Origin of the sequence: Roseateles sp. PN1 (assembly GCF_038419725.1) — a bacterium.
Taxonomy (GTDB): domain Bacteria; phylum Pseudomonadota; class Gammaproteobacteria; order Burkholderiales; family Burkholderiaceae_C; genus Paucibacter_A.
In genome coordinates this window covers 80610-91281 of record NZ_JBCARA010000018.1, presented here as the reverse complement: position 1 = coordinate 91281, position 10672 = coordinate 80610, and the positions used below count along the sequence as shown (strand labels likewise).

Sequence of the window (10672 nt, the reverse complement as noted above, 5' to 3'; positions counted from 1 at the left end):
AGCGTTTTAAGCCTCACCATGAATGTCACCCCCACCGCTTTGCCCGAAGTCCTGATCATCGAACCGCGCGTGTTCGGCGATGCCCGCGGCTTCTTCACTGAAAGCTGGAACGAGCAAACGTTCAACAAAGCGGTCGGCCACGAAATCCGCTTCGTGCAAGACAACCACTCGCGCTCGGCGCGCGGAGTACTGCGCGGCCTGCACTTCCAACTGCCCCCGCACACCCAGGGCAAGCTGGTGCGGGTGGTCAGCGGCGCGGTGTTTGATGTGGCCGTGGACATGCGCCGTAGCAGCGCCAACTTCGGCCGCTGGGTCGGCGTAGAACTGAGCGCCGATAACCATCGCCAACTCTGGGTGCCACCGGGCTTCGCGCACGGCTTCTTGGTGGTGAGCGAGACGGCTGACTTCCTCTACAAAACCACCGACTTCTACGCGCCGCAAGCCGAAGGCTGTGTGCGCTGGGATGACCCGACGATTGGCATTCAGTGGCCGGAGACGGGCGTGGCGCCGGTGCTGGCGGAGAAGGATGCCAAGGCTCCTTTGTTGACTGACTCGAAGAATTTCGACTAATTTCTGTTTGCCAAAATCGAAAACGCGTCTAAGCTCGTGAGTCGCTCCGAAGTTGAACTGGCCCCAAGAAGTTGGACGGGCTTCGAACGGGCCTATGGGGAGGTAAGAAACAGAGTTCAAGCTCAAGGTCGTTAAGAGCTCTCTGGCTGGGTCGGCGATGGCAAGTGCCGGAAGAGTAGTTATGCTCCTGGGTCAACAACCACCGATTGTCCGATGCAATATTGAAGTCAGGCCGTGAGCACTAGCTATCAAACGTTCTACGTCTTTGGGTCAGTTCAACTCGGGACGATTCACTTTTGCTACGGCCCCTGCATGCGAGCAATCATTTCCGCGTTGACGACATTCGCAGCACGGAATTCAGGAACAAGATAACTCAGCTGACGCAGAATTCCATCCCGGTCATTTTGCATGCAGGCGACCCGAAGTGAGTCCAGCATCTTTTCCAAAAGCGACGGCTCAATGTGGCGCTCTCGTGCGCACATCACCCGAGGGTGGCCACTACGGATGATGTCGTCACCGATTAACAGTTCTTCATACAGCTTTTCGCCAGGGCGAAGGCCAACTGCCTTAATCTCGATGTCGCCTTCGGGGTGTTGCTCGGTGCGCTCAGTCAGCCCTGACAGGCGGATCATAGATCGAGCCAAGTCGGCTATGCGCACGGGCTCACCCATGTCTAGAACGAACACTTCGCCTCCGGTCGTCATCGCACCTGCCTGGATCACAAGTTGTGCGGCCTCGGGGATAAGCATGAAGTACCGGATGATGTCTGGGTGCGTAATCGTAATTGGCCCCCCGTTCATGATCTGTTGGCGGAACAAAGGCACGACCGAACCGGAAGATCCCAACACATTGCCGAAGCGCACCATTGCAAACCGCGTTCGCGTACTAGTCAGGGCGGCGGCTTGGAAGATTAGCTCCGCGACACGTTTGGATGCACCCATAGCATTTGTCGGGCGCACTGCTTTGTCTGTCGAAATGAGGATGCAGGTCTCGACGCCTGCACGCGCGCAAGCTTGCGCGACTTGCAAGGATCCAAAAACGTTATTCTGAACACCTTGCTGGACGTTTTCCTCAACGATTGGTACGTGTTTGTAGGCCGCTGCGTGGTATACCGTTTGTACCCCCTCTAAATGGAGGATATGGTCCATCAGATCCGCGCTTAGGACAGAGCCCAGACGTGCCTGAATTTTGATGTCGTTACCGGAAACTTTACGCTTGAGCTCTTGCTCAATGCTGTATAGCGCGAACTCCGAGTGGTCTAGAAGCACTAGGCTGCTTGGCTTCTGTGCCAGCACTTGGCGGCAAAGTTCACTTCCGATTGAGCCACCTGCACCGGTGATCAGGACGACCTTGTCGGTTACGTTTAGACTGATTAGGCGAGGGTCGGGTGGAACGGCGTCGCGGCCGAGCAAGTCGGCCACGTCTAGGTCTCTGATGTTGACTAGGCTGTCGCCGCCGACCCAACCGTTAAGGCTTGGAAGTATCTTTACGGGTAAGCCGGTTTTGCCTGCCCGTTCAGCCATTTCGCGCTTCTGCTTGGGCGTAGCGGAGGGTACCGCGATTACGATTTCTTCTATGTCGTATCGGGCGGCAACTTCTAGGATGTCCTCCGGCGAATGCACTGGCAAGGCGCTCACTGATTTTCGCTTTAGTGACCGGGCGTCGTCGAAGAAGCAGACTGGGCGGTACTCTGTGCTGAATTGCATCGCGCGGGCGAGTTGAACACCGGCCTGACCCGCGCCGTAAATTGCTGAATTAACGCGGCGGCGACCGGCCAGATTGCGCCGTAGCATCGCGCGCACGATGAATCGCGAGCTCACTACGTAAGTGAACGCCACGAACCAGAAGCTAGGGAGCACTGAGCGCGGGAGGATCCTGAAGTCGCAAGCGAACGCCAAGCCGTAGGCGATCAGCACCGCGGATGCCAGTGCGACGCTGGCGGCCAGTAGGACCTTCAGATCGATATAGCGGACCACGGTTCTGTAGAGTCCTGCCACTGCTAGGATTGGGATTGCAAGCCAGGCTACGCCGATCTGCAGGGGCAACGCTGTTTCCAGGGCGGTTTCGAATGAGCCGAGACGCATGGTCATCGACAGCACCATACAGATGGGAAGGAAGACGGCATCTCCTCCGACCATCAGCGCGAATTTCGCATTGGATGGTAGTTCCAGGAATTTCGTGATGGTTTTGCTGGTCATTCGAAGCGTGGCGTAAGGTCAACTAACGCCGATAAGTGAGGTACTGTCCGAGCCGGATCACATTTGGTGGTGGGTCCAAGAGTGTCGCACGATAGACAGCCATGTCCATTCCTACTAACTCGTGGGGCGGAGTTCGCCAAGCATCTATTCATGATGTACAGGTTCGTATGCCTCGCATCGGTAAAATTTCGCCTTGAGGTAGCACTGCACCTTTCGTTACACGAGCGCCACCGCCCAGGCTAGCTGCGATGCCGACATGAGCAAAGCTATCAACTTGGCTGTCGTGGTCTAGTACCGCCCCAGCGTTGATCAGTGCGCCTTCGCCGATACGGCAGCCGTGGCTGACTATCACGCCCGCCATCAAAATGGCGCCTTCGCCGATCTCCACGTTGCCAGCAATGAAAGCATTTGGATGGATCACTGCGGGCAGTGCAAAACCGGCGGACCGGGCGCGGTCGAATATAGCCTCGCGCACTGCATTGTTTCCAATGGCTACTACGACGGCATCGGCGAGTGTTCGTAGGTCGGAAAGACAACTGACCGTGGCTAGTACAGGCCATGGTCCGGCTGTGGCCAAATCTGGCCAGCTGTCATCCACTAGGCCTACGATCTGCCAACGACACGTGGCCTCGAGCGCATCCGCTACCGCCAGCCCGAAGCCTCCTGCTCCTACGACAACGATCCGGCTGCAGCGTTCTATGGCGCCATTGCCCGTAAGTTGTATGGGGTGGGGCATTTGGTCAGAGCTCTTGAGCGGAGCGATCACCCGCCTTAAAGCGAAATGTCAACCCGACAATCGGCGCATAGGCGATGACCACACCTAATAGACCGTCCAGGTGACCGAAGGCTACGGCGGCCGCGATTGGCAGCAACCATACGGTATTTATGGCAACGACCCCGAGGGTTACCGGTCGATGCGATCGCAGCTTGCGCGATGCGTACTGGTAGGCGTGACTGCGATGTGCCTCCGAGAATCGTTCGCCGCGTCGCACGCGTCGCACGAGCGTTGTGGTGGCGTCGACCATGAAGCAACCTACGAGGATGAACCAACTCCAGAACATTTCCGGATGCGCCCGTCCGCACCACAGTGCAACCGCCGCAACGGTCAGGCCCAGAAAGCCGCTTCCGGCGTCACCCATGAAGATTCGCGCGGGCGGGAAATTCCACACCAAAAATCCGGTCACGCTGCAAGCAAGCAGTACGGCCGCAGCCCAGTCGCCGCCTGGGTCGCGCAGAGCCCACAACAGAGCGCCGAAGCCGGTCACTGTTACTGCTTCCATGCTAGCCAGTCCGTCGATTCCGTCCATAAAGTTGAATAGGTTGATCATCCAGACCAGAAAGAGTGCTGCCAAGGCAAAGCCGGTCAAACCCAGATTGACGGTGACGCCGAAGATCGGCACTGGTGGCACCGTATCTAGGAAGTATAGAAACCAGCAGGCCGCCAGAAGGTGCCCGACGAAGCGCGTGCGAGCCTTTAATCCACGTCGGTCGTCGATGAATCCGAGTACAGCAACCACCACAGCTGCACCTGTGCAACCCCACGTGAAGCTCGGCCCGATGCCCAGCATTGAATGCAAACTGACCAAGCCGATGAGGTAGGTCATCACGAAGGCGACACCGCCGCCGCGCGGCGTTGGCACCTTGTGGGAACTGCGCTCGTTGGGCTGGTCCATAAGGTTGACGGACAGCGCGTAGACGATCATGGCCCTAGTTAGGGCAATGGAGAGCAGCAGACAGCTTAGGGATGCGAAGAGAAGGATCATGGTTTTGAGGTGTCGGGCCAGTCTCGGAGGGTTTCAGCGATCGCTTGGGCCGTGGCTCGTGCCGGGATCCAGCCTGTGGCAACCTGGAATCCAGAACTGTCGACACGCAACGGGGCGAGTAGCTTGTCGACTTTTTTGCCATGACCAGTGAGGATGCCCAGCGCGCGCAATAGTGTTTCGGGAATAGCGAGGATTCGCCAACGTTCGCGCGCGAAACTCCTGGCGGCGATCCGTACGATCTCAGCGACTGAGGTGTCGCATCCATCGGCGACGACGAAGGCGCGCCGGGAAGCCGCTGGATGGGTCGCTGCGATGACGAGGGCTTCAACGAGGTGATCGATGTGGATGAAGGTGCGCGGAGCTCGGATACCGGCCAACGGAATTAGCGGTGCTTTGGCCGCGATAGTAACGAGACTGGCGAAATTTCCCGGGCTGCCTGGGCCATAGACTAGCGGCGGGCGCACGATGCAGTAATCGCAGCTGCCGTCTACCAGCACTTCCTTCACGCGCAGTTCGGCCCGTGCTTTGCTCACGGCGTAGGGGTCTAATGGAGCCAAGGAAGAGGCATCAGAAAAGGCTGTGTCGTCCGTGCGGTTGCCTAGCACGCCGATGGAGCTAACCATCACGAAACGCGCCACACCGTTCGAGGTGCACGCGCGCGCTACGGCCTCGGTCGGCGTTACGTTTGCGGCATGAAAGAGTGCCGCGTCGTCCGGGCCTACGCTGCGTTGATGAGCTCTTGCAGCGAGGTGAAAAACAGCCTGAGCGCCGCTTAGCGTCCGCCTAAGCAGAACTTCATCGGTGTAATCTCCCACGGCCACCTCGCTGTAGCCGACCTTTACCTTGCAGCCCGTGTCACCACGTGAAAGGCCTACAACCTCGTGGCCTTCTGCCACTAGGCGGTCTATTAATCGACGTGCCACATAGCCCCGGGCACCGGTTACGACGAACTTGCTCATGCGACTTCGGGGATCGGGGCTGCTGGCATAAGGACGAAAATAAGGCGCAGGGCCAGAACCTCGGGCAGGCTCCGGCGGAATTGGCTAGCGTGACCAATGAGCCAAAGCCTGTCTAACCAGCTCAGCCTTCGTAAGGCTCGTGCGCAGACGGGGTTGGCGCCGGTCAGCTCTGCAATGATCACGATGTCGTGGCGGTAGCGGCCTTCTTTCACCACTGCCAGGCGACGCTGAATGGCCTTTAGGCCGAAGTTCACGCCAATCTCATTTGATTGGTGCTGGCGGTAGCGCATGGTGGGCACGCCATCGATTATCCAGCGGTGGCCATGCGCGCGGGCGTAGGCATACAAAATCCAGTCGTGCACCCAGAGGCTCGAAAGCGTGGAGAAGTTCGCCGTAACCCACTCGCGAATCTCCAGGAAAAGTGCGCGTGTGAACACGAAAGTGCACCCAGGACCAGGCGAGCCGAACAAATGGTCGAACTGTTTTTGGGCGTGGGACTTTTTGATAATCCGCTTCCGACCGTCGGGCCAGAATGCTTCAACATCACTCGAGTAGGCGGCAGCTCCGTCTTCGCGCAGCCGTTCTATGGCACGCGACAGCTTGTCCGAGTGCCAAATGTCGTCCTGGTCCGCAAGCGCGACGAACTCAGCATTGCCTATGTCTGCGTCGCGGACTAGGCGCAGGAAGTTGCGGTTTGCGCTGCCAAAGCGCTCAGCTTGGGCCGGAAGAATTGAAAGCGGAAGCGTCGATGCATGTTCGAGCAAGACGCGCGTCGTGCCATCCGAGGATTGATCATCGCTGACGATGACGCGTAGGTCGACTCCTCGCTGAGCGTTTAGGCTGAAAAGTTGCTCGGGTAACCAGTGCTCGCCGTTGTAGGAAGCCAGTAGGACGGCGCAGGTGGGAAGCTTGTAGGTCATAAGGGGTGCGCTCGAAGCAGTGTGGCAGACATCCGGGTGGTCACAGTCGCAGTTTGCTGTTTCGACCCTCGACGTTGGCCCAGCCGTGAACCACCGCCTGTAGGACTAGGCGTGTGCGAAAGAGTTTTCGATCCTCGAATGCCGCGATCCCTACCAAGCGACGCAAAGAGCGAATGGTTTCTCTCAGCAGCGCAGACCTTCTGCGCTCGACGTGCCTGTGGATCAGCTTGAACTTATTGCGAATCTCGTAGTAAGAACGTTCCGGGCCGATGCCACTGCGCCAGGAACTCAATCCCAGCATTTGTATTCGTGCGAGACGCAGAAGCGGCTCAATCTTGCGGACAATAACGGTCGCCGGGGCGCGGAGTATAGTGTAGCCGGCCTTACGGATGCGCAGGCCATAGTCCCAGTCATCTCCATCCATATAGAAGTTTCGATAGGGTAGCCCGACGTCTTGCAATACCTCAATGGGCAGCAGGCAGCCCTCGAAGGTGATGGTGTCTACTGGTACTGGTTGGACTGTGACGGGTACATGCGCGGTTACCCGCGTGATGTCGGCTGCTGAGATTGTCGGCGCCCATGGAAACTCATTGCCGGACAGATAGCGGCGGCCGCCCAGAAGGACCGCCCTGGGCTGCTCCAGGGCCACTTCGAGAAGTCGATCCATACAATCGTCGGTTAACTCGATGTCGTCGTCGCAACAAAAAAAGTGGGATACCGGTTCGTCTAGGGCTGCGGCGAACAGGCTATTGAATCCACCGGAACTGCCAAAGTTGGAGTCGGTCTTTAAGTAGCGGAGTTGTGCAGTTGGCACGCACTCTCGCGCAATAGCCTCGGCCGAGCCGGCTGGATCGTTGTCGTAGACAATAATTCGATATGTCTGTGCGTCGGATTGGCGCATGAAGCTGTGCAGCAAGTCACGCAGCAACTCCGGCCGGCGATAGGTCAGTACTCCCATTGCGATGGAGATGTCATTCATGTTAGGTCCGGCCTTCTAGTTGTTGGAGATGTGCGGCGGCGTCAAAGTTGGTGAGGCGGTCGCCCGGTGCTGGCCGTGGTTCTCGCAGCGGTAAATCGAAGACAGGTGCTGCCTCTTCGCGATGGATGCGAACGCGCTGATTCGCGCCGTAAACTGAGCTCACACCGGGCCAGTTGGTGCTCAGTACTTGGCAGCCGCACAGGGCCGCTTCGGTCATGACATTGCTGAAGGTCTCGTAGCTTGAGGTGGAGATCAGAAGATCTGCCTGTTGATAGTACGCGCGCAGGTTGCCGACGTGTCCGGCGATGGTCGCGGGTAGATTCTGTTCGTCGATTCGGGCTTGTAGCTCCCCCCTCATAGGGCCCTCGCCACATAGCAGCAGATGGGCGCCGAGCCCGCGATTTGCGGTGACCCAGTCGAGTGCTAGGTGAGGCTGTTTTTCCGGACTTAGCGCGCCAACGAAGACCGTCCGTAGCGCGGTGCCCGCAGGCCAGTCTACTGGGAGAGATAGGGTGGTTGCGGGTGCTAGCACGATTGGGTTGGCGATTTGATCGATCGTCGTGCAGATATCCCCGAAATGGCGTTCAAGGTCTGAGCCGATGACAGAGCTCGGCGCTACCACTGCATCAGCCATGCGCAGCATGCCTGCGTACAGTGCTCGGATTAGTTGCCGACTCAGGCCGCTGCGACGCTCGTAATGCGTGTGTGGGACGCAGTGCTCCCACAAGATTAGGCGGGTGCGCGGACGGCCGAACAAGGCGCGCAAACGAGCTAGCGCAAAGGCCGCAAACGGAACCGCCATGTGTCCATTGACGTAGCATAGCGTCACGGATTGGCCGGCAGCTTGGCCTCGCGCGATCTCTACCAGCGCGGCCGAGATGGCTTCAGCTTTACTTTGGACGCAGCGCTCGTTAAGGCGCTCGCCCGTCACGTCAAAGGCTTTGCCCATCGAAACTACGGACAACCAATTGTCTGACGGTGCGTCGGTCAGAAGGTTACGCACAGCGCGCTCCGCGCCGCGCGGCCCGTCCCCGTGAGTGATGAAGATGATCATGAACGTGCGTACGCGTGATTGAAGTGCTCTGCCAGTTGGCGGCAGTCAGTTGCAACAAAGAACGGGTAGCCGGTGGGTAGTTCTATACCTTCGACAGCCTTTTCGGTGAGAAACAGCGGGACGCCATACTCCAGCGCGTTCAGGACCTTAATTTTTACGCCGGCGCCGTAGTTCAATGGCGCGACGAAGACGTCAATACCGTCGAAGAAGTCACCTAGATCGTCGACGAAGCCGAGCTTTTCGATCGACGGACCATCGGGTAGATGCTCTGAGCCAGGACCGGCTACACGTATGAGCAAACCATTGCGGACATCGGGTTCTAGCGCGCCTAGGAATGCCTGAGCTCCGCTGCTGTTCTCAGGGCGATTCCATGCGCCGAGCAGGCCGACGCGAACACCGGGTGCCAGCATGAGCGTTTGGCGTTCTGGCGTGCGGCGCTGGGCCGTGCTGCTTGCTAGTAGGGCGGGTAGATCTATTACACGGGTCTGGCACCGCACGCCTCGTGCCAGCATATCCCGGTCCTTCTCGGACAAGAAGACCAACGTTGAGTTGGCGGGGAGCCAGCACACGAAGCGTCGCTCCCAGAAACGGACGAGGCGCCAGAATGGTCGACGTAGCCCGGCATGAGAGCGCCACATATCATGCATCACATCGTGAACCACAATCTCGGAGATAAGCTCACGAGCCAGCAGTGGATAGATGAGTAACTGGTTGTAGTTGAAGACCACCTTCTGTCGCCCGAGCGAGCGTAGATACCTAAGCAGGCCGATCGAGAAGCGCGAGAAAAAGTCGAAGGGCAGCACGGGCAGGGCCAACTGCAGCAAAGCGAGTTTGAGCAGGCCAATCGACCGGAAGTGGCGTGTAGCTCTGGACGAAGGCTGACCACGATGGATCTCTATTACCTCCGAAGTCCCCGCTGCATGCTCCTTGCGCAGTAATGCCAGCATTACTGCGCCGCCACCATGGCGCTCATCGATTGGCTGGGGTGACAGGAAAAGACTTTTCATAGAGACGGACTATCAGTGCGGACATCATCAGATTAAGCGCGAACGAAGACATGTAGATGGTGTTCCAACCTCCCAACAAGGGGAGTCCGCCAGCTGCCGGCAGAATTCGGGCATAGAGAAATAGACGCCCGCGTGTCATGTGCCCCCGGTTATCAATCACCTTGTAGAGCACGCCTAACAAGAACAGGAAGGCTACGCCGAAGACTAGCATCAGGTCTGAAGACATCATCTCGGCCACGATGCCGACGATTCGGGTGATGTTCTCTTCGTCGAAGCCTGGTCCTGCTAATGCGGTGGCCTGGGTGTCCGACGAGTAGAGCTTGTCGACGAAAAGTCCGCGAGGTAGTAGGTTGTAGAGAAAGGGGATTGGCGGCAGCTGTAGTTGGTATAGGCTTGTTTCTGCGGCCTGCATCACGTCCAGGTAGTCCAACCGCTGAAGGATTAGGTCAAGCAACAGGCCGCTGACGTTGATGAGGTCCGGCGCTGCCCCGATGATCTCTTCCAGCGACTTTCCCGTCTGTGAGCTTAGCCTGACTACGCCTAGCGCGGCGATTAGAAGCAGGGCCACTGCCGCGAAGGTTAGAGCTGCCAGCGGGCTGAAGCCGCGTCGGCCGACCAGAAAACACTTGATCACGATAACGGTTAGCACGAAGTCCACCAGCGGCGCGCGGATCGACAACAGCGGAAACCAAGCCAAGCTAATCACCACTGCCAAGAGTCGATGGGCCAGTGGGGCCGGTGCAAAGAAGATATAAATAGAGGTGACTATAAGGACGTTGGTCCATAGTGTCTGAAGTAGGATGTTTCCACCGTTGCCGAGGGCCCAACGTGCCGAGATGGGATCAGCGATCGCGGAGATCGGCGTTTGCCCCACGAGTGCAAGATGCAGTGTCACCAGCGCCACCCCTGCCAGAGCAGGTAGATAGACGTTCGGCATCATCACCACTACCTCGGGCGGAGGGGGGGGAGCGACCAGCTCGTCACAGAGCAGTCTACCCAGCAGCGTGCCCAGCAGAAACACACAGAAGGCTCCAATCGCGTACTGCGGAACTTGCGTCCCTGACTGGAAGTACTCTGAGATGATGACTGGCTTTAGAAATGCGTACAGTGCGAAGTTCGCGCAAGCCAAGAAGGATAAAGTGAACGCGCGGCGCGTACCCAGCACCAGTCCGACTAGAAGCGCCAGTCCCACCAGTCGGTAAAGGTCTACGAAGTCCATTGC

10 protein-coding genes and 1 pseudogene are annotated in these 10672 nt (G+C 58.3%); 1 reads left to right on the top strand and 10 read right to left on the bottom strand.

The features are described from left to right. Positions 1-18: 18 nt before the first annotated feature. On the top strand, positions 19-570 hold the full coding sequence (rfbC, locus tag AABB87_RS21625; protein ID WP_341973381.1) for a dTDP-4-dehydrorhamnose 3,5-epimerase: 552 nt from the start codon (positions 19-21) through the stop codon (positions 568-570). A gap of 299 nt (positions 571-869) precedes the next feature. Here rfbC and AABB87_RS21620 read toward each other — a convergent pair whose 3' ends face one another. The 10 genes and pseudogenes from AABB87_RS21620 to AABB87_RS21580 form a co-directional block, all read right to left on the bottom strand. Further along, positions 870-2768: a polysaccharide biosynthesis protein gene (locus AABB87_RS21620; protein ID WP_341973375.1), complete on the bottom strand. Its 1899-nt coding sequence runs from the start codon at positions 2766-2768 to the stop codon at positions 870-872. A 148-nt stretch (positions 2769-2916) separates the two neighbouring features. Further along, a complete protein-coding gene (locus AABB87_RS21615; RefSeq protein WP_341973374.1) occupies positions 2917-3189 on the bottom strand; it encodes a hypothetical protein in 273 nt (90 codons plus the stop codon). 42 nt (positions 3190-3231) lie between these two features. Further along, positions 3232-3504 (bottom strand): annotated as a pseudogene (locus AABB87_RS23135) (PglD-related sugar-binding protein); the annotation flags it as partial. Positions 3505-3508: 4 nt separating this feature from the next. Continuing rightward, positions 3509-4531, bottom strand: a complete 1023-nt coding sequence (locus AABB87_RS21610; RefSeq protein ID WP_341973373.1) for an MraY family glycosyltransferase — start codon at positions 4529-4531, stop codon at positions 3509-3511. After that, positions 4528-5490, bottom strand: a complete 963-nt coding sequence (locus tag AABB87_RS21605; RefSeq protein ID WP_341973372.1) for an NAD-dependent epimerase/dehydratase family protein — start codon at positions 5488-5490, stop codon at positions 4528-4530. Before AABB87_RS21605 ends, AABB87_RS21610 begins: the two co-directional genes overlap by 4 nt. Beyond that, on the bottom strand, positions 5487-6410 hold the full coding sequence (locus AABB87_RS21600; RefSeq protein ID WP_341973371.1) for a glycosyltransferase: 924 nt from the start codon (positions 6408-6410) through the stop codon (positions 5487-5489). The genes AABB87_RS21605 and AABB87_RS21600 overlap by 4 nt, the downstream gene beginning before the upstream one ends. Before the next feature lie 40 nt (positions 6411-6450). After that, positions 6451-7389, bottom strand: coding sequence for a glycosyltransferase family 2 protein (locus AABB87_RS21595; RefSeq protein ID WP_341973370.1), 939 nt, complete (start codon positions 7387-7389; stop codon positions 6451-6453). 1 nt (position 7390) lies between these two features. Next, a complete protein-coding gene (locus AABB87_RS21590) occupies positions 7391-8443 on the bottom strand; it encodes a glycosyltransferase (protein WP_341973369.1) in 1053 nt (350 codons plus the stop codon). Beyond that, positions 8440-9450, bottom strand: a complete 1011-nt coding sequence (locus AABB87_RS21585) for a glycosyltransferase family 4 protein (protein ID WP_341973368.1) — start codon at positions 9448-9450, stop codon at positions 8440-8442. Before AABB87_RS21585 ends, AABB87_RS21590 begins: the two co-directional genes overlap by 4 nt. Continuing rightward, positions 9413-10669: a hypothetical protein gene (locus tag AABB87_RS21580; RefSeq protein ID WP_341973367.1), complete on the bottom strand. Its 1257-nt coding sequence runs from the start codon at positions 10667-10669 to the stop codon at positions 9413-9415. Before AABB87_RS21580 ends, AABB87_RS21585 begins: the two co-directional genes overlap by 38 nt. Between the last annotated feature and the right edge of the window lie 3 nt (positions 10670-10672).

Excerpts from the sequence above, each read along its gene's own strand:
- rfbC (WP_341973381.1), top strand. The coding sequence starts at position 19 with ATGAATGTCACCCCCACCGCTTTGCCCGAAGTCCTGATCATCGAACCG.
- AABB87_RS21620 (WP_341973375.1), bottom strand. The coding sequence starts at position 2,768 with ATGACCAGCAAAACCATCACGAAATTCCTGGAACTACCATCCAATGCG.
- AABB87_RS21610 (WP_341973373.1), bottom strand. The coding sequence starts at position 4,531 with ATGATCCTTCTCTTCGCATCCCTAAGCTGTCTGCTGCTCTCCATTGCC.
- AABB87_RS21605 (WP_341973372.1), bottom strand. The coding sequence starts at position 5,490 with ATGAGCAAGTTCGTCGTAACCGGTGCCCGGGGCTATGTGGCACGTCGA.
- AABB87_RS21600 (WP_341973371.1), bottom strand. The coding sequence starts at position 6,410 with ATGACCTACAAGCTTCCCACCTGCGCCGTCCTACTGGCTTCCTACAAC.
- AABB87_RS21595 (WP_341973370.1), bottom strand. The coding sequence starts at position 7,389 with ATGAATGACATCTCCATCGCAATGGGAGTACTGACCTATCGCCGGCCG.
- AABB87_RS21590 (WP_341973369.1), bottom strand. The coding sequence starts at position 8,443 with ATGATCATCTTCATCACTCACGGGGACGGGCCGCGCGGCGCGGAGCGC.
- AABB87_RS21585 (WP_341973368.1), bottom strand. The coding sequence starts at position 9,450 with ATGAAAAGTCTTTTCCTGTCACCCCAGCCAATCGATGAGCGCCATGGT.
- AABB87_RS21580 (WP_341973367.1), bottom strand. The coding sequence starts at position 10,669 with ATGGACTTCGTAGACCTTTACCGACTGGTGGGACTGGCGCTTCTAGTC.